Here is a 19,251-nt window from a genome sequence, read left to right on the forward strand (position 1 = left end):
CAATTGAATCCGAAGTTCGTTGAGAGGTCAAAGCGAGAAACAACGAACTTCGGATTGGGACCACTTGGGCAGTGACTAGATTGGTCGGTCGTGGGAGCACTCAGAAAAACTCTAGATACTGCCGACTCTATGCCCGCAATTTATAAGAGAAGGAATGGAGTATTCTTGAGGGGTGCGGGGTTTTTCGAGATCCCCCGTGACTCTCCTGACTGCACCGCAGCCCGCCCCCCCTGCCCGGCTTGTCCCCATGCCCAGAACGCCATCCCGATGAAAATCACCGCCGCCCGCGCCGCCGCCTTCGTCAAGGCGCCCGACCCCAAGGTCCGGGCGGTGCTGGTCTATGGTCCCGACCGGGGTCTGGCCCGCGAGCGCCTGGACGCCCTGACCCGGACCGTGGTGGACGACATCGGCGATCCCTTCCGGGTCGCCGACCTGACGCCGGCCAGCCTGAAGGACGACCCGGCGCGCCTGGCCGACGAGACCGCCGCCCAGTCGTTGATGGGCGGGCGCCGGGTGGTGCGCCTGCTGGATGCCGGGGACGGCCAGGCGCCGGCGATCCAGGCGGTGCTGGACGACTCGCCCGGGGAGGCGCTGGTGTTGGCCCTGGCCGGGGAACTGCGGCCCAGTTCCGCCCTGCGCAAGCTGTTCGAGGGATCGCCGGCCGCCGCCGCGCTGGCCTGCTACGCCGACGAGGGGATGACCCTGGAACAGGTGGTTCGCGACACCTTGCGCGCCCACGGCATGACGGTCGGCCACGACGCGCTGGCCTACCTGCTGGAGCACCTGGGCGGGGATCGCCTGCTGACGCGGGCGGAGCTGATCAAGCTGGCCACCTACAAGGGCGATCCCGGCGAGATCACGCTGGCGGACGCCGCCGCCTGTGTCGGCGACACGGCGGCCCTGGGCCTGGACGACCTGTCCCTGGCGGTGGCCGATGGCGACGACACCCGCACGCAACGGGTCCTCGACCGCCTGCTGCGCGAGGGCACCGGACCGATCCCCGTGCTACGCGCGGTGGTGCGGCATTTCACCCGGCTGCATCAGGCCGCCGGCGCCGTCGCCCGTGGCGCGTCCCCCGATCAGGCCGTGGGCGCCTTGCGCCCCCCGGTCATCTTCAAGCACGCCGACCGCCTCAAGGCGCAGGTGCGCCGCTGGGACTCCGCGCGCGTGGGCCAGGCGCTGACGCTGCTTCTTGAGGCCGAGGGCGACTGCAAGAGCAGCGGCCCCCCGCCGGAGGTGGTGTGCTCGCGGACCCTCATGCGGCTGGCGCGCGCCGCCCGGGACGGGGCGCCCCGGGCGCCCGGCCGTGCCCGATAGGTGTCGTCCCGACGGCGGTTCAGCGTTGCAGGAACAGCTTCGCCTTGTTGAGGATCGAGGTTCGCCGGGTACACGACAGCTCGCAGTCCACCTTGCAGGCGGCAATCTGCTCGCGCCGCTCCTGGGCCGCCTTGCCGGTCCACATCTGCCGCAGCGTCTGGCCGTCGCCGATGCGACCCACCGGCTCCATGTAGGGGCACAGCCGAACCTGGGCATCCTGGGTGACGAAGATGCTGGTGAAGCCGATCTGGCAGCGGGGCGCGTCCAGCGTTTCCTCTCCGGACCGGTTGGGGGCGTTGTCCACCCGCTCCATCCCGGCCTCGAAGTAGGTCACGAAGTCCCGCAGGTTCTTGTCGGACGCGTTGATCTTGTGGCCCTGGGTCCGCAGCGTGATCAGGTGCTCGATCACCTCGGCGAACCGCTTGGTGTCATGGATCCACATGCGGTCGTCGGTGCCCCGGAAGGGCTGCGGCGTCCACATCACGCCGGGGCGGGCCGCGAATCGCTCGACGATCTCGTGCACATACTCATAGTTCACGCCGGACAGCACGGTCTTGATGTTCAGGCTCATGTCGGCGCCGGCCTGATCCCGGGCGGCCAGCAGGTTCTCGATGCAGTCGATGGTCTTCTGGGTGCCCTTGCCGTCCAGCGGGCGCATGATCTCGTTGATCTCGCCGCGCAGCGATTCCAGCGACACCCCCACGTTGAAGGGGTTGATGGACGCCACGCGCGCCGCCTGGGCCTCCTTCATGGTGTAGCCGTTGGTCGTGAAGCTGATGGCGAAGCCCAGGTCGCGGCCGCGCTCCAGCATGTCCCACAAGGGCTTCCAGACCGTCGGCTCGCCGTCGGCGAAGGAGACGACCACCCCCTTGCCCGACAGGTCCTTGATGCCGTCGAACAGCTCGCTGACCTGACCGGCCGTGAGTTCCACGGGATCGGGTTTCTCGCCCTTCAGGTTGGCCTCGCCGATCGGGCACATGGGGCAGAAGGCGTTGCAGCGCTTGGACGGCAGGATGTTGACCGACCGGGGCCGGGCGATCATGAACGGGGTGCGGTCGGACACCGCGACCCGTACCTCCTTGGCGAAGAAGGGAACCCCCGCCGCCACCTTTTGCACGAAGTTTGCCATGGTCTCTCACCGACGTTGGCAGGCCGGCCGTCTCGCCGATCGAGGGCCGGTCTGAATCGGAGGCTCATACCCCGGGCGGACGTGCATCCCTCGTCCACCCCGCGACATCGACTCCCGGGCGTCACGACGCCTCATGGCCGGCCCCCGGACGAGCGGGGCCGGATCACCGCGGACGGATTCCCGAACGTGTCCTGGCGCGGGTCGGGGTCCGGCCGGGACCATGCGCTCCGGCGCGCCACTCAGCCACGGACCCCACAGTACGCTAGGCCGCACGCGCCATCACCTTCAACCCCGCTTTTCCGCCGGGACTCCCGCCCGTCCCGCGCAAGACCCCGGCCATGGTGACCCGATCCCGCGCGACACGACAATCGGCAGTATTTCACGTTTTTTCCCCTGGGTCGCCATCCGATACACCGATCCCGGCGCCGTCCTGTGAGGGGATCTTCACCTTGAACCGCGACACGGCGACCAGAACGGGCAAGCCGGCCACGGGTTTCAACGGTCACGGTCTTCAACGGACCATCTCCATGGCCTTCGGCGCGCCCGGCGGAGCCGCCCCCCGGTCTCAGGCCATGGCCCCGCGCTGTCTTCGGCGAAGCCTCCGGCCGTCGCCATCCCGCCCCGCCGGACGCACAGGCGCGCGCACCTGTGCTATCGTCCCGCGAACCACCGGCGACGCCTCGCCCGGGAACGCCCGGGCCGCGTCCCGCATCTCACCATCATCAAGCGTCAAGATCACCAACCGTCAAGGACCTCCGCCATGGAAACTCCCTACCCCGGCATCGACAAGGACGACATGGGCGGCATGACCGACCGGGGCCGAATCCTGCGCGACGCCTGGGTGTTCGGCCTGGCACCGGAAAGCGAGACCGGAGCCGGCTGGACCCGCAAGCGGTTCGAGGATCTCTGGATCCGAGTCGAGGACGAATGGCGGCGCCACGACTTCCGCGTCGCGAACCTGCCCGAGGATCTGCGCGCCCGCTTCGACCGCATCCAGGCGGAGGCGGTCACCGCGGCCCGGGCCGCCGGCTGGGATCCGCACGACGGCCTGGACGAGTCCGGCTAGTGCAGCGACGCCGCCAAGGGGTTCGCCCCCTTGAGGGCATTGGCCGCCGCGTCAGCCGTCCAGGCGCCCCAGGGCCTTGGCCAGCACCAGGTAGACCTTGCCCAGGTCGGACCCGACGAACAGGGCGGTGAGAATGTCCGCCCGCGCCGTCTGCTGGGTCTGGTCCAGCAGGCTTTCGTAATCGGTGATGAAGCTGGTGACGTAGCCCCGGAACTCGCGGTCGGTCTCGAACGCCTCGCGCACCGCGCCGTGCTGCTTGACCGTCATCACCCGCGCGAGGTGGCGCAGGAAGACCCCGTGGTCGCCCTTCTGATAGCGGCGCCACAGCTCCTCGTCGCGCACCGGGTTGAAGATGCGGGCGATGTCCACCGCCGCGCTTTCCAGGCGCTCGATCATGAAGCTGGCCTGGTGCAGGAAGGTGGCCACCTCGGCCCGCTCCATCTCCAGGCGCAGGGCCTTGGCGCGCTCCTCGGCGCTGTCGGCGGCCGTGACCAGCCCCTGTGCCTGACGGGAGAACTCGCTGCCGGCGCGATGCGTGACCTCGGTGATCTTCTCGCCGGTGAGGCCCAGGGTGTTGACCTCCTGGCGGATGGAGGCAACGGCGCTTTCCACCACCGGCACCAGGGCATGGGCGCGCTCGTCGGCTTCCTCCAGCGCCCCGCCGAGGATGCTGGCCGCGCCGCGCACGGTCTCCGCCGCCTTGTCGGCCGCCGCCTGGATGCCCTCGGTGGACTGGCGCAGGCGGTTGCCGGCGACGGTCGCCTGGGACAGGCCCCGCCCGGTGACCTCCTCGAACATGCGCGCCTGCTGCTCCAGGGCATCGCCCATCTCGCGGATGCGCCCGGTCGAACGGCCGGTGACCGACTCCACCATGACCACGTGATCGTCCAGGGATCCGGCCACGCTTTGCAGGTGTCCGGTGGCGCGCTCGCTGGTCTCGCCCAGATCCTTGACCTTGGAGTCCAGCAGCCGGGCCACGTCGCCGAACTGCTTGTCGGCGGTCTCGGTGGCCAGGGTGATGGCCATGTTGCGCGCCGCCAGGGTCTGTTCCAGGCCCTCCAGGGCCTCGTGCACCTTGGCGACCACCTCTTGCAGGTGCCCGGTCTCGCCCTGCACCGCCTCCGAGGCGGCCCGGGTGTAGTCCAGGCTGCGCTGGCCGGCTTCCTCCAGGGTTTCCGCGTGCTTCATGAGGCCGGCGCCAACGCTCTCCAGGTCGGCGTTGACCTGACGCGACACGCCCGACAACTCGCCCAGGCGGGCCCGCAGGGACTCCACGGTATCCTGGATGCGCGCCGCCGCCGTGTTGGCGGCATCGCCCAGGTGCCGGGCCTGCTGGGTCAGGGCGCTCTGCACCAGTTCCACCTGAGTACCGATCAGGGTGGCGCCGTCGTGCAGTTCCTGGGTCTGCGCCTCGATCGCCTCGCGGATGAAACCGGCCTGACGGTTGGCCTCGGTGGTGTTGGACTCCAGGCTTTCCACCTGTTCCTTGACGGCGCCGGCGGCGTCGCGGGCGCGCTGCTCGGCCCGCTGCACGGCGGTGGACAGCGCCCGCAGGGTCTCGTCCAGGGTGCCGGAGGCCCGCTCCAGGGTGTCGGTGGCCGAACTGGTGGCCACCGCCGCCTCCTGGCCGCGCTGGGCGACCACCAGGGATGCGTCCGACAGCTTGCCCGTGGCCTCGTCCACAGAGGTGTTCATGGCCAGGACGCGGCGCGTGAACACGCCCTCCATCTCCTTCAGGCGCGCCATGGACTGGTCCGACGCCCCCATCAGGGCGTCGCTCTGACGACCGATGGTGTCCTCGATCACCTGGGCGCGGCTCATCATGCGCTCGACCAGTTGGTCGACCGTCTTGCTCTGCTGGCCCATGTCGTCGAGCACCTGGCGGCTGGTCTTCTCCCAGCGGCCACGCAGGCCCTCCAGGTCGTTCTGCTGGCCCCGCAGGTGCTCATCCAGGTCACGCAGCAGGCCGGACACCTCCTCGCCGACCGACCGCCCCTCGCGCACCGACCGGGCGATGGCGTCGTTGACGGAGGTGAGGCTGTTGCCGTGCTCGCGCGCCTGCTGCCCGGCCAGGGTCAGTTCCTGGACGTGCTTGCGCAAATTCTCGTCGAGCACCCGCGTCTGGGAAACCAGCTTCTCGGCGGCGTCCGACAGCGTCGCGCCCTGCTTCTCCAGGGTATGGCCGGCGTCGCGTCCGCGCGTCACGGCCCGTTCGGTGGCCTCCTCCAGGCCGTAGACCTGGCTCTCCGCGTCGCGAATCACCTGGGCGACATCCTCGCGGAACTTTTCCGAAAGCGCGTTGAGGGCCACGACCTCGGTGCTCAGGCCGTCGCGCACCTGCCGCGCCTCGGCCAGCGCCTGACGCGAGGCGTCGGTGAGCATGCGCGCCTGCTCGGTGAGCGAGCGCGCCACCTCGTTCATCTGCGTGCGCGCCGAGTCGGTGGGATAGGACAGCTTGCGCAGTTGGTCCCGCAACACCAGCGCCTCGCGGCCGTAGCGGCCGTCGCGGGTCAGCACCGCCGCCAGCGCCAGCGCCAGCGCCACCGGGAAGAACGCACCGGCCGCGAAGCCCCCGAACTCGTGGGGCAGCAGCATGAAAAGATTGCTCCAGCCGACGCTCTGCTGGAAGTACAGCGAAAAGAAGGCCAGCCAGAACAGCGACACCCCGCCGCCGACCCACCACGGCCACTCGATGGCCCGGGGCATGGCCATCGGCGGATCCGGCGGCAGCGGCGGCAAGGGGGGCGGCAGCGGCGGCGGCGGATAGACGTCGCCGGCCTCGGCCGGCCAGGGTCCGGGACGCACCCCGTCCTCGGTCGCGGCCTCGGCGGGCCGGACCCGCGACGACACCCCGGCATCCGCGCGCGACGGAGCGTCCTCGGTGGTCGTGGTGGCCTTGGAGACGGCAGCGCCGCCGCCCTCGTGCGCCGGCGGTGTCGACGTGGCGCGGTCGTTGGCGGCGAGGTCCAGGCGCGTGACCGGCGCGCCGGTGTCCGGCGCGGGTGACGCGGCCGCGACACCGGCATCGGACGTCGCGCCGCCGGGACTCCCGGTCCCGTTGACCTCGCCGGCCTCCAGGCCGTCGGTCTGGCTCCCCTCGGCGCGCAGCCGCGACAGCCAACTGGAGGTCGACTCGCGTGTCGACGTCGAGGCCGACCGCGACCGTGGCGACTCCACGGCGGTTCCCTTGACGCGGGTCCGCCCCGTCTTGTCGCCCCACTGTCGAAACGCCGCGCCGGTCGGAGTCTCGTCCTCTGGATCGATTTCTCGGGTGGCCATCGCGACTCGTCCCTGCTGACACACCGAATTTTGTCAACAGGCTACTTCGATTGAGTCAGGATTCCAATACTTTATTAACGAGTCCTGAGTCTCGAGTCGAAAAATATCGCTCAGTCGGCGTTGTCAAGCACCTGAGGCGCGCCCGACAACCCTGGATCGCACCCGATTTTGGACGCTGGCAACGGATCCGACGACCGCTGCCGTCCTCCCCAAGCACGACCACGGACCGGGGCCGTTCCCGGTCCCTGCCGGACAGGCTCCGCCCCACGCCCCACACGGCGTATGCCGTAGGCGCGCCCCTCTTCAGAGTATCCTATGAAACGAGACGATCCGGGCAGACGCTCACGGGCGCCGTTCGGCCACCACCTTCTGGTACAGACCGCCGAAATAGGTCTCCTTGCGCCAGGTAAAGGCGTCGGCGAGGTCCTTGGAGGCGTAGGAGCGGATCTCGTTCTTGCTGAGCGCGATGGCGTAGGGCTCCAGCAGGCGCCAGACGACGATCATGATGGGACGCAAGGGGTGCGCCCAGTGCGGCCCGTGGTAGTCCACGAACACGGTCTTGCCGCCCGGCCGGGTGGCGGCCAGCAGGCTGTCGACGATGCGCCGCTTGTAGTCCTCCGGCACCTCGTGCAGCAGGAAGAAGCAGCACACGCCGTCATAGTCCCGATCGCGCGGGTGGGCGGCGTCGGCGAACCCGACTAGGGAGTTGGGATAGTCTGTCAGCTTGGCGCGGCATGCCTCCACCTGGTTGGCGGCCACGTCGGTGACGTGCAGGTGACCGCCCGGCTGCAGGCGCGCCGCCAGGTGGGCCGAGAACGATCCGTAGACGCAGGCCGGCTGCAACACGCTCTGGCCGGGCTCGAACTCCGAGAACCCGGCGCGCATGAGGCGGTTCATGTTGCCCCAAAGGATCGCCGACACCACCAGGGAGGTATCCAGATAGCGACTGTACGCGGGAGTCAGATAGGCCCAGGTGTAGACCTTGCGCAGATACTCCGGAATCTCGGGGACGCTCTGGACCGATACGGGACGGGAGGCCGGAAGGTCCGGATCGTCCTTGTCCAACGACTCAAGGGCAACGTCGGGCACGACCGCATGGGGTTTGTTCATGAACCTATCCTAAAGAAGTTGGCACGACACGGTCGCGCTCCAAACGCGAAAAGACGACGGCTCCGGATCCGCCACGGGGGATCTCAGGCCCACGCACAAGACCGACCGCTCCCGGTCTCCAGACAGGGGAGTGGCACAAGGGACGGCCTGAAGTCACCGCAGCCCACCTCGTGCCGGTTCGACGGAGGATGGCAGGGATCCGTCACCGACCGGGACAGTGGCCCGCACCGTCTCCAGCCGGGTCGGATCGGACCGCGAGGGGTCGGACGACCGGGACATGGCGCGCGCGCGCGCCTCGAAGGAAGACATCAGGCGCGGCACCAGATCGCCGGACATCGCCTGGATGAGCTTCTGAAGCATTCGCGATTGGACTTCAACAACCATGTTCAGGGCGACCTGACACCGGTTCGGCCCCATGTCGGTGAAGGTCCAGTCCAGGCGCAGCCGGCGCACCGGGGCATGGTCGGCGACCACGACGATGCGCTCCGGGCGTTCCAGAAAGGTCTCGGACACGAACTCAAGTCGCGCCGGACCGATACCCAGGGCCTGTTCAGTCCGGTAGTGCTCCGCCCCGCCCGACAGCACGCGGGCCTGCTGCCACATGGGCAGGAACTCGGGATAGCGTTCCACGTCGGCCACCAGGTCGAAGATGCGCTCGCGCGAGTGGGGCACGATGCGCCGCACGGACTGCCTCATGATCATCTCCCTGGATCTCGACGGCCGGCCGGACTCCGCCCGGACGCGACGGCATGATGCCTGTTCGCGATCGCACCGTAAACCGTTCGGTCACGGTTTCTTCAGCTTAGACCACGCCGCCATGCGTGGATCGCAAGAAAATCAAGCGTGAGCCATGCGTCGGTCGCAGGTGAACGGACTCGCGCCTCACCCGGATGATACGATTCCTTAAGGGTGATGGATTTCAAATGAGAGAGCGATTGTTTTGGCCGACACGGACTTGGGCCTGTTGTTTCGCTTGTCCAGCGAGTCCCGGCACGATGTCGGGATGCCGGCCGGCCCGCCGCTTGCCCTTGTCAACGCCACGGGCCTTGGGAACGGACGTCGGGCATGGACCGAATCAGGGGACCGCGAGACAGAGCAGACGCGGACGCGACCGCCCTCACGCCGGGCCGCGATGGCGGCCGGCCGCCGGCACGCCCGCGCCTGTGGGACCAGGCCGCGCCGCCGGTGTCGGTGCTGGTCTGTCCCCTGGACGGCGTCAACGGCGCCGACGGCGGCGAGGGCGCCGAGGCCGTCCTGGCCACGCTGCGCCAGTGCCCCGGACTCCGGGTCCAGACCCTGCGCGGCAGTCCCTCGGCCGGCCCGCGTCCCGGCGCCGGCCTGGTGGCCCTGCTGCATCACGCCACCCGGCAGGGGCGGGCATGGCTCGCCGACGCGGAGGCGGACGTCCTGATCTGGGGTCAGCGGGCCGGAAGCCTGATGCGGCTGTCCGTCCTGGGACGCCGGCCCCCGCTTGACCTGGATATCGGACACCCGCGTCCGTGGTCGGTGGTGGCGCTGCCCGTGGATGCGCCGGCGATCGCCCGGCACCTGCTGCACGCCACCGTGCTGGCCGCCGCGCCCGGCCCCGCCGAACCCGGGCGGCACGCCCTGCCCGCCCGCCTGCGGACCGCCCTGGCGGCCGCCGCCGCGCTGGTCCCGTCCGCATCGGAGCGCCTGTTCGCCGGCGAGGTTCCGGCCGGCTACCGGCTGGCGCTGGGCCGCCTCCGCGCCCTGGACGCCCATCGGCGCCACGAGTCCGCGGGCCTGCGCACCGCCGCCGAGACCATGGGGGAGGCCCTGGAGACCCTCGCGGGACGCTGGCCGGCGGACCTGATCACCCTGGCCCGCGTGGACTGGGCCGATGCCCACGTCTGGGCGACGGCGCTGGCCAACCGGGCCTCGCGGGAAACCCTGGCGGAGGGCGCGGCGGCCTATCAGGCGGCCCTGGCGCGGCTGGACCCCGACCACCTGCCGGGAGACGCCGCCGCCCTGCGGGTCCGTCTGGCCGCCACCCTGCACCGGCTGACCCGGACCACGGCCGACGCCGGGGATCAGGTAACCGCCATCCAGGCGCTGGAGGCCGCCGCCCGGGCGTGGACGCGGGCCGGCGCGCCCCGGCGAGCGCGCGCGCTGCTGGCCACCGTGGCGGCGATGCGCCTGTCTCACGCCATCACCGCCGGGGAGTCCCGTGAGTTCGCGGCGGTGGCCGCCCTGGTCGATCCCCTGATCGCCGACGCCCTCGCCGCCGACGACACCGCCACGCTGGCGCGGCTGTATCACGCCCGCGCCACCGCCCTGGCCGGCCTCGCCTGGCACGAACCGGCGCCGGGGCACCGCGACCAGGCCGCCGACTGCCTGGGAAAGGCCCTGACCTTGTACCGCCGCCTGGGCATGGGCGAGGATCTGGCGCGGGCCCGGCGCCTGCTGGCGCGGTTGCGGCCGACGCCCCGTGACCCGGACCGGACCATCCCTCCGTCGCCGGCCGACGCCCCGGCCACACGAGCGGCCCAGACCCCGGCCCCGGCGCCCACCCTGGTGCCGCTCCCCACCCGCGACTCGCCCCCCGACGACACGCCCGCGCGGCCCGACGGACCCGGCGACGACTCGTGGCCCCCCGCGACGCCGACCCCCCGCCGCAGCACCGCGGCGCGAGGCCGGCATCGGCGCGCGCGCTCCCGGCCGAGTGACAACCGCGCTTGACAATCGTGGTTGACAGTCGGTCGGATGCGGGTCTAAGGTTCGCGATCTATTTCGCCTATTCTCAAAGACTTACCGCTATTTGCCTCGGGCCTGCGTCGGGGTTGGAGGTCTTGGGAGGCAGGCTCTCAGATGGCGAGGAGACCCCTCATGCGGATCGTGCTGATCCAGCCGAATTATCATTCCGGTGGCGCCGAGGTGGCCGGCAACTGGTCGCCGGCGTGGGTCGCCTACCTGGCCGGTTACCTGAAGGCGAAGGGCGGCTACACCGATATCCGCTTCATCGACGCCATGACCGACGACATGTCGGACGATCAACTGCGCGCCGCCCTGGCCAAGGAAAAGCCCGACGTCGTCGGCACCACGGCCAACACCCCCGCCATCTACAAGGCGGAAGAGGTGCTGAAGATCGCCCGCGAGATGTTCCCCGACGCGGTCACCATACTCGGCGGCATCCACGGCACCTTCATGTATCAGCAGGTGCTGCGCGAGGCGCCGTGGATCGACGCCATCGTGCGCGGCGAGGGCGAACAGGTGATGCTCAACCTCGTGCGCGCGGTGGACGAGGGCCAGTGGCCCGGCGCCCGTGGCCAGGTCAAGGGCATCGCCTATGGCGAGGGCGAGAAGGTCATCGCCACCCAGGCCGAGCCGCCGATCCGCGACGTCGACGACATCGTCGCCGACTGGAGCGTGCTCGACTGGGAAAAGTACATCTACATCCCCACCGGCACCCGCGTGGCCACTCCCAACATGGCGCGGGGCTGCCCGTTCACCTGTAGCTTCTGTTCCCAGTGGAAGTTCTGGCGCGACTATCGGGTGCGCGATCCCAAGGCGGTGGTGGACGAGATCGAGGTGCTCGTCAAGGAGCACAAGGTGGGCTTCTTCATCCTCGCCGACGAGGAACCGACCATCAACAAGAAGGCCTTCGTCGCCTTCTGCGAGGAGTTGAAGGCCCGCGACCTGGGCGTCCTGTGGGGCATCAACACCCGCGTCACCGACGTCCTGCGCGACGAAGACCTGCTGCCCTTCTATCGCTCGGCCGGGCTGGTCCATATCTCGCTGGGCACCGAGGCGGCGGCGCAGTTGAACCTGGACCTGTTCCACAAGGAAACCACGGTCGCCCAGAACAAGCGGGCCATCGACCTGCTGCGCGAGAACGGCATCGTCACCGAGGCCCAGTTCATCGTCGGCCTGGAGAACGAGACCCGCGAGACCCTGGAAGAAACCTTCAAGCTGTGTATGGACTGGAACCCGGACATGGCCAACTGGTCCATGTTCACGCCCTGGCCGTTTTCGGACCTGTATCGCGAGATGGGCGACAAGGTGGAGGTCCATGACTTCTCGCAGTACAACTTCGTCACGCCGATCATGCGGCCCAAGTCCATGGATCGCGGCGAGTTGCTGGACGCGGTCATGTCCTGCTACCGCCGGTTCTACATGAAGAAGGCGTTTCTCAGCTATCCTTGGGTGCCGGGCGACAAGGTGCGCCGCAAGTACCTGCAAGGCTGCCTGAAGGCGTACCTGCAAAGCGCCATGAAGCGTCAGTTCTACAACCTTGGCAAGGTCGGCTACTGGGGACCGCACACCATCAAGAAGGTCAGGTTCGCCTTCGACCGCTCGCGCAAGCTGGACGCCGTACCGACGGACAAGGAGAACGAGGACTGGAAGAAGCTGTCCGCCAAGAAGCAGGCCGAGATCGAGGCCGGCATCCGCGCCTACAACGAGGCCGGCAAGCCGCTCGACAAGACCGACGGCCAGCCCGCCAAGGTCATGACCTGCGGCGGCGGCGACCAGCAGATGTCCGACCACGCCATGACGGCCTCCATGACCGCCTGCGGCGGCAACAAGGGTCAGCTCTCCGAGCACGAGATGGCGGCGGCCATGAAGCCCTGCAAGACCGGCGAGGAACCGGCCGAGGAGATGCTGGAACACGCCGGGTCCCGTCGCTGAGGCCGACCGTCAGGTCACCCGCGATGCCGCGCCGCCATGGGGTTCGCCCTCGCGGCGGCGTGGGGGCGGGGTGTGCCGTCCCCGGCCGGGCCAGGGGTTGAGGCACCCCGGACGCGCGACCATCTCTGAAGAGGTCTCAACGGCGACGCGTCGGGGACAGTGGTTCCGGTGAGTGTTCCCGCCGCGTCCTGACAGGGAAGCAACGGACCATGCAGCCCAAGGATTCGACCAATAACGAGGGTTTCAAGGGCTTCACCAACCACGATTGCCCGTTCCTGCCCTGCCATGAAGGTGTGCGCGGTGACTTCAACTGTCTGTTTTGTTACTGCCCGCTGATCGCTTACGAGTGTCCCGGCCCCTACGATGTGTTCACCGACAAGAACGGGATCACCCGCAAGGACTGCTCGGACTGCACCCTGCCCCATAACGGCTATCGTGGCGCCTGGAACTTCATCCAGAAGTGGCTTCTGAAGCCGGTGGTCTGGAACGGCCAGCCGCAGACTCGCAAGTACCGCATCAAGCCCGTGAAGGACTGACAGGGGTCCCAGGTCCGTCGGAGGCGCGACGCCCCCTCGCCCCTGGCCATGCCCGCTCCGGGCGGGGAGGGACCGCCGGACGACGAGGACGCGGCGGGACGGCGGAGGCCGATCACCCCGGAGCCGGCGCCCCGCCGCGTCGCCATGCGCGCCCGCCCACCGTTGATCCACGCCGGGCGTTGCGGCATCCTCGGCGCCTTCCCCTCCCCTGATGCCTGGACACCATGACCCCCGAGTCCCCGACGTCGCCGAAGCCGCTTCCCAAGGCCCCCGAGATCCCCGCCGACCTGACGATCCCCGTCCCGCCGCCCGACGCGAGGAAACGCGCGAAAGTCCTGATGATCCAGGGCACCAGCTCCGATGTGGGCAAGAGCCTGCTGGTGGCTGGCCTGTGCCGCGCCTTCACCCGGCGCGGCCTGGACGTGCGCCCCTTCAAGGCGCAGAACATGAGCAACAACGCCGCCGTGGCGGTGGACAGCGACGCGCCGCCCAACCCAGACGGCACCTTTCCGCATGGCGAGATCGGCCGCGCCCAGGCGCTCCAGGCGCGGGCCTGCCGCCAGGCGCCCTCCATCGACATGAACCCGGTGCTCCTGAAGCCGCAAACCGAAATCGGCGCCCAGGTGGTGTTGCGCGGCCGGGTGCTGGGCAACTGCCCGGCCCGGATCTATCACCGCATGCGCCATGCGCTGATGCCGGCGGTGCTGGGCAGCCTGGAAAAGCTGCGCGCCAACGCCGACCTGGTGATCGTCGAGGGCGCGGGCAGCGGCGCCGAGGTCTACTTGCGCGACTCCGACATCACCAACATGCGGCTGGCGGAGATGGCCGACCTGCCGGTGGTGTTCCTGTCCGACATCGATCGCGGCGGCACCATGGGCGCCCTGGTGGGCACCCAGGCCCTGTTGCGGCCCGAGGACAACGCCCGCGTCCATGGCTACCTGATCAACAAGTTCCGGGGCGACTTCACCATCTTCGAGCCCGCCTGCGAGACCATCACCGCCCGCACCGGCTGGCCGTTCCTGGGCGTGGTGCGCTGGTTCGAGGGTGGCGATCGCCTGCCGGCCGAGGATTCCCTGGCCCTGGAACGCCCCGCCGACCCCGGCGCCGGCAACCTGAAGGTGGCGGTGCCGCGCCTGTCGCGCATCGCCAACTTCGACGACATCGACCCGCTGGCCATGGAGCCCGGCGTCTCCGTCTCCTGGGTACAGCCGGGCCAGCCCGTCCCGCGCGACACCGACGTGGTGATCCTGCCCGGCTCCAAGGCCACCCGAACCGACCTGGAGGTGATGCGCCGCGAGGGCTGGGACGTCGACATCCTGGCCCATGCCCGGGCAGGCGGCCGGGTGGTGGGCCTGTGCGCCGGCTATCAGATGCTCGGCCGGGTGGTGCGCGACCCCCAGGGGATCGAGGGACCACCGGGCGAGACCCCGGGCCTGGGCCTGCTGGACCTGGAGACCGAGATCGGCGGCGACAAGCGGCTGATCGACCTGGACATGACCGACCGGGCCAGCGGCTGCCGTGTCACGGGCTACGAGATGCACATGGGGCGCACCACCGGCCCGGGGCTGGCGCGGCCCTGGCTGACGCTCGACGACGGCGCGGGTGCCGCGCCCCGGCCGGAGGGCGCCGTCTCCCCCAACGGCTGTGTGATGGGGGCCTATGTGCATGGGCTGTTCGGCGCCGACGCCTTCCGCGGCCACTGGATCACACAGATGGGTGGACAGGCGGCGCGCCTGAACTATGAGGCGCGGGTCGAGGAGGCCCTCGACGACCTGGCCGGGCACCTGGAGACCCACCTGGACCTGGACGCGCTGCTCGCGCTCGCGCGGTAGCGGCGCGCGTGGGACCGACGGTCATTGAGAAGGACCGTTGCCGTCCGTGGCCGGCCCGCTGCCCCACGCGGTCGGCCACATTTGCGATTGCCTCTCATCCGAGAAGGCATACAGTGGCGCGGTCGCGGATCACGAGGGAGACTCCCCATGTCGCAGGCGGCGCCGCCCTGCCCCACCATCGGCCACTTCGATCATCGCTTCGGCGGGGTCGACGCCCGCCCGCAAGAACACCGCGTGCGGCTGGTGACCCTGATCACCCTGGCGGTGATGGCGGTGGAGATCGCCGCCGGCCTGCTGACCGGCTCCATGGCGCTGCTGGCCGACGGGGTGCACATGGGCACCCATGCGCTCGCCCTGGGGCTGGCCGCCGCCGCCTATGTGTTCGCCCGCCGTCATGCCCATGACCCGCGCTTCAGCCTGGGCACGGGAAAGACCGGCGACCTGGCCGGCTTCGCCAGTGCCTTGATGCTGGGGTTCACGGCGCTGCTGATGATCGGGCATGCCGTCGAACGCCTGCTGAACCCGCAGTCCATCGCCTATGGCGAGGCCCTGCTGATCGCGGTGATCGGCCTGGTGGTGAACGTGGTGTCGGCGGTCGCCCTGACCGGCGGGCACGAGCATCACGGTCATGGTCACGACCACGATCATCGTCACGACCACCACCACGGACACGGGCACGACAACAACCTGCGCGCCGCCCTGGTGCATGTGATCGCCGATGCCCTGACCTCGGTCGGCGCGATCATCGCCCTGGCGACGGCCTGGGCCTACGGCTGGCGGTGGCTGGATCCGGCCGTCGCCATGGTGTCGGCGGCGGTCATCCTGGTGTGGGCCTACGGCCTGCTGCGCGACACCGGTCGCGTGCTGCTGGATACCGAGGCCCCGCAGACCCTGCGCCGCCAGGTTCTGGGCAGCCTGGAGGCGGACGGCGACAGCCGGGTCGAGGATCTGCACATGTGGTCCGTGGGCTCGGGCGCGGTGATGCTGGTGGCCTCGGTGGTCACCCATGGCGACCGCCAGCCCGATGACTACAAGGCCGCCCTGCCCGAGGACGCGGGCATCTGCCATCCGATCATCGAGGTGCGCCACTGCGACGCCTGCGGCCCGTGACGCATCCCGGCCGTCCGGCCCGGCCCCCGCGCGGAGGCCGGGCGGACCGTGCGTGACGCTACTTCTTCTTCTTTTTCTTGTCCTTGTCTCGCTCTTTGTCCTTGCCCTTCTCCTTGCCGGCATCGGCATCCGCGTCACCGGCGCCGCCACCCCCGGGCTCGGAGGCGCCGCCGCCGCCCTCGATCATGTCGGCCACCAACCGGTCGAGCAGACGCACGCCGAACCCGGTGCCCCCCTTGGGCACCGTGGCCGCGTCCTTCTTCGACCAGGTCACCCCGGCGATGTCCAGATGCGCCCAGGGGGTCTTGTCGGTGATGAAGCGTTGCAGGAACTGGGCGGCGGTGATGGAGCCGGCCTCGCGGTTGCCGACGTTCTTCATGTCGGCGATGTCGGACCGGATCATCTTGTCGTAGGCATCGCCCAGGGGCAGGCGCCAGACCTTCTCGCCCACGGCCCGGCCGGCCCCGGTCAGGGCGTCGGCCAGGGCGTCGTCATTGGCGAACAGGCCGGCATGCTCGCTGCCCAGGCTGATGATGATGGCCCCGGTCAGGGTGGCCAGGTCAATGATGTGGCTGGGCTTGAAGCGATCCTGTGCATACCAGAGCACGTCGGCCAGCACCAGCCGGCCCTCGGCGTCGGTGTTGATGACCTCGATGGTCTGACCGTCGGCCGAGGTGACCACGTCGCCGGGACGCTGGGCGGTGCCCGACGGCATGTTCTCCACCAGGCCGCACAGGCCGATCACGTTGGCCTTGGCCTTGCGGCCGGCCAGCGCCTTGAGGGTACCGGCGACCACGCCCGCGCCGCCCATGTCCCACTTCATGTCCTCCATGCCGGCGGCCGGCTTGATGCTGATGCCGCCGGTGTCGAAGGTCACGCCCTTGCCCACCAGGGCCAGCGGCGCCGCCTTCCTGTCGTCCGCGCCCCGGTACTCCAGCACCAGCAGGCGCGGCGGCCGCGCCGAGCCCTGGGCCACGCCCAGCAACGCCCCCATGCCCAGCTTGCGCATCTTGGCTTCGTCCAGGACCTCGACGGACACGCCCAGGTCCTCCAGGTCGCGCACCGCCTCCACGAAGCTTTCCGGGTAGAGGATATTGGCCGGCTCGCTGACCAGATCGCGGGTCAGGCACACGCCGGCGGCCACCACGTCCAGCGCCGCGAAGGCGGCCCCGGCGCCGGCGGGATCGTCACACAGCACGGTCAGGTTCTTGAGCGCCGGCTTCTCCTCCGGCTTTTCCTTGGTGCGGTACTTGTCGAAGCGGTAGGCGCGCAGCCGCGCGCCCACGGCCGCATGAGCCGCCGCGATGGGGGCCTTGAGGTCCATGCCCTCGGGCCGCTCCACCACCAGGGCGGCGGCCTCGTCGCCCAGCCCGGCCAGGCAGGCGGTGGCGGCGCCGCCCACGGCCTCCATCACCGCCGCGTCGATCTTGCCGGCCGCGCCGAGTCCCACCAGGACGATGCGGGTCAGGGTGACGCCGTGCGGGGCCGGCACCACCAGGGTTTCCCCCTTCTCGCCCTTGAACCGGGCATGCTCCATGGCGCGGCGCACCTGGCCTCCCGTCACCTCGTCCAGTTCGGTGGCGGTCTGGCCGGGGACCTTGCCCTCCAGGACACCCACCACCAGGGCTCCGGACTCCGGAAGGGCAGGCTTGCCGAACGAAATCTTCATCGTGCTCTCTCTTGTGTGTCGTTGAGGGCGGACCAGGATGACCAGGGTTCCGGTGTCATACCAACGGTCCTTGAGACTGACCGGTGCCGTCCCTGGCCGCTCGACGGATGAGTCACACTCATCCGCCGCTGGTATCAGACCCCGTCCGGACCGTGACGAAAACCTCTGGGTGTCGGACTCGCCGTCCCGCCCCGCCCGTCGCTCGCGACCGACGCCAGGACCAGGCGGGACCAAAGCTTACAAGGGCATGAAGGGACGGGGAAGGCCCGGGTCAAGGGGTCCCGGGCGCTTACAGCACCGCCCGGACGCGGCGCAAGGCCGCCTCGGTGGTGGCGCGGTCGTGCACCAGAGCGAACCGCAGGTAGGGCGCGCCGGTGTTCCGCCCCCGGGCATCCGGCCGGCCCAGATAGGCGCCGGGCACCGCGCGGATCCCGGCCTCGACCCACAAACGCCGGGCCACCGCCTCGCCGTCGCCCACCCGCAGCCACAGGAAGAATCCGGCCTCGGGCCGCGCGAAGCCGGGATGATCCCCCAGCACGGCCTCCGCGACCTCCATATTGGCGCGATAGTAGGCCCGGTTAACCGCGACGTGGGCATCGTCCGCCCACAGGCGCGCCGCCACCGCCTGCGCGGGAAGCGGCATGAACACCGCGCCGTACTCGCGCAACCGCAGAAAGGGGCGAATCACCGCCGGATCGCCGGCGCAGAACCCGGCCCTGAGCCCGGGCACGCTGGAGCGCTTGGACAGGGAATGCACCACCACCACCGCCGTCAGTGTCCCGTCCAGGGCCAGCGCCGCCTGCAACGCGCTGGGCGGCGGATCACCGAAGTAGAGATCCGCGTAGCACTCGTCGGCGACCACGACGACGTCATGCGCCCGGGCCAGGTTGACCAGCCGCGTCAGGTAGTCCAGGTCGGCCACCGTGCCGCCGGGATTGGTGGGGGAGCACAGATAAATCAGGCTGGCCCGCGCCCACAGGTCCGGGGAGACCGCGTCCAGGTCCGGCAGATGGTGGGTGTCGGCGTCGGTGGGCAGGAACACCGGCTCCGCCCCCGCCGCCAGGGCCGCGCCGGCGTAGGTGTGATAGAACGGCGAGGGGATCAGCACCGCCGGTGTGTCGCCGGACCGGGCCGCCGTGACCACCTGGGGCAGCAGGAACAGCCCCTCGCGGGTTCCGGCCAGGGGAGCGATGGACTGGCCCGGCCGGATGGCTCCCTCGGGCAGGCCGAAGCGGCGCATCAGCCAGCCGATCATGGCGGCGTTGAGGGCCTCGGTGCCGCCCATCGGCGCATACCGTCCCCACAGGTCCACATGGGCCGCCAGGATCTCGCCCACGAGGGCCGGATAGCCGTTGACCGGCTCGCCGACCGCCATGGACACGGGCTCGACACCGGCGGGCGGCGCCACGTCGTCCAGCAACGCGCGAAGCGTGACGAAGGGGCTGTCGGGCAGGAGATCAAGGGCGGGATTGCGCATCGGGCGGCCGGAGTCGGAGGGTCACGGGCCGGCCACTGTCGGCCAGCGGACACGGGATGTCCAGAGCCCCGCCACGGAC

Annotated in this window: 13 protein-coding genes; 7 read left to right on the forward strand and 6 right to left on the reverse strand. The window is 70.1% G+C overall.

Annotated elements, in window-relative coordinates; translation table 11 throughout:
* Positions 1-267: 267 nt before the first annotated feature.
* On the forward strand, positions 268-1,317 hold the full coding sequence (gene holA / locus GGD89_RS07950) for a DNA polymerase III subunit delta (RefSeq protein ID WP_184043902.1): 1,050 nt from the start codon (positions 268-270) through the stop codon (positions 1,315-1,317).
* A gap of 19 nt (positions 1,318-1,336) precedes the next feature.
* On the opposite strand, the gene GGD89_RS07955 is transcribed toward holA, so the two are convergent.
* The gene (locus tag GGD89_RS07955) at positions 1,337-2,446 is read right to left on the reverse strand and encodes a radical SAM protein (protein ID WP_184043904.1); all 1,110 of its coding nucleotides are present in this window, start codon (positions 2,444-2,446) and stop codon (positions 1,337-1,339) included.
* Between the two features lie 760 nt (positions 2,447-3,206).
* Between GGD89_RS07955 and GGD89_RS07960 the strand changes: the two genes are divergently transcribed.
* Complete coding sequence (locus GGD89_RS07960; protein WP_184043906.1) at positions 3,207-3,512, forward strand: hypothetical protein; 306 nt, start codon at positions 3,207-3,209, stop codon at positions 3,510-3,512.
* A 51-nt stretch (positions 3,513-3,563) separates the two neighbouring features.
* On the opposite strand, the gene GGD89_RS07965 is transcribed toward GGD89_RS07960, so the two are convergent.
* The 3 genes from GGD89_RS07965 to GGD89_RS07975 form a co-directional block, all read right to left on the reverse strand.
* The gene (locus tag GGD89_RS07965; protein WP_184043908.1) at positions 3,564-6,791 is read right to left on the reverse strand and encodes a phage tail tape measure protein; all 3,228 of its coding nucleotides are present in this window, start codon (positions 6,789-6,791) and stop codon (positions 3,564-3,566) included.
* A gap of 342 nt (positions 6,792-7,133) precedes the next feature.
* Positions 7,134-7,901, reverse strand: a complete 768-nt coding sequence (gene rquA / locus GGD89_RS07970) for a rhodoquinone biosynthesis methyltransferase RquA (protein ID WP_184043910.1) — start codon at positions 7,899-7,901, stop codon at positions 7,134-7,136.
* 153 nt (positions 7,902-8,054) lie between these two features.
* Complete coding sequence (locus tag GGD89_RS07975; RefSeq protein ID WP_184043912.1) at positions 8,055-8,597, reverse strand: type II toxin-antitoxin system RatA family toxin; 543 nt, start codon at positions 8,595-8,597, stop codon at positions 8,055-8,057.
* Positions 8,598-8,966: 369 nt separating this feature from the next.
* Here GGD89_RS07975 and GGD89_RS07980 point away from each other — a divergent pair, with 369 nt between their 5' ends.
* From GGD89_RS07980 to dmeF, 5 genes are all read left to right on the forward strand, one after another.
* Positions 8,967-10,601 carry a hypothetical protein gene (locus GGD89_RS07980; RefSeq protein ID WP_184043914.1) on the forward strand — a complete coding sequence of 545 codons (1,635 nt, stop codon included), beginning with the start codon at positions 8,967-8,969 and terminating at the stop codon, positions 10,599-10,601.
* A 147-nt stretch (positions 10,602-10,748) separates the two neighbouring features.
* The gene (gene bchE / locus GGD89_RS07985) at positions 10,749-12,548 is read left to right on the forward strand and encodes a magnesium-protoporphyrin IX monomethyl ester anaerobic oxidative cyclase (RefSeq protein ID WP_184043916.1); all 1,800 of its coding nucleotides are present in this window, start codon (positions 10,749-10,751) and stop codon (positions 12,546-12,548) included.
* Between the two features lie 209 nt (positions 12,549-12,757).
* Positions 12,758-13,084 carry a cysteine-rich small domain-containing protein gene (locus GGD89_RS07990; RefSeq protein ID WP_184043918.1) on the forward strand — a complete coding sequence of 109 codons (327 nt, stop codon included), beginning with the start codon at positions 12,758-12,760 and terminating at the stop codon, positions 13,082-13,084.
* Between the two features lie 224 nt (positions 13,085-13,308).
* A complete protein-coding gene (locus tag GGD89_RS07995) occupies positions 13,309-14,916 on the forward strand; it encodes a cobyric acid synthase (protein ID WP_184043920.1) in 1,608 nt (535 codons plus the stop codon).
* 147 nt (positions 14,917-15,063) lie between these two features.
* Entirely contained in the window at positions 15,064-16,026 is a 963-nt protein-coding gene (dmeF, locus tag GGD89_RS08000) for a CDF family Co(II)/Ni(II) efflux transporter DmeF (RefSeq protein ID WP_184043922.1), read from the forward strand.
* Positions 16,027-16,084: 58 nt separating this feature from the next.
* Here the strand turns inward: dmeF and GGD89_RS08005 are convergent, their stop codons facing one another.
* Together GGD89_RS08005 and GGD89_RS08010 are read right to left on the reverse strand one after the other, a co-directional pair.
* A complete protein-coding gene (locus GGD89_RS08005; RefSeq protein WP_184043924.1) occupies positions 16,085-17,695 on the reverse strand; it encodes a leucyl aminopeptidase in 1,611 nt (536 codons plus the stop codon).
* A 289-nt stretch (positions 17,696-17,984) separates the two neighbouring features.
* Complete coding sequence (locus GGD89_RS08010) at positions 17,985-19,172, reverse strand: aminotransferase class I/II-fold pyridoxal phosphate-dependent enzyme (RefSeq protein WP_184043926.1); 1,188 nt, start codon at positions 19,170-19,172, stop codon at positions 17,985-17,987.
* Positions 19,173-19,251: the final 79 nt, after the last annotated feature.

Source organism: Roseospira visakhapatnamensis (assembly GCF_014197915.1).
In the GTDB taxonomy this organism is placed as follows: Bacteria; Pseudomonadota; Alphaproteobacteria; order Rhodospirillales; family Rhodospirillaceae; genus Rhodospira; species Rhodospira visakhapatnamensis.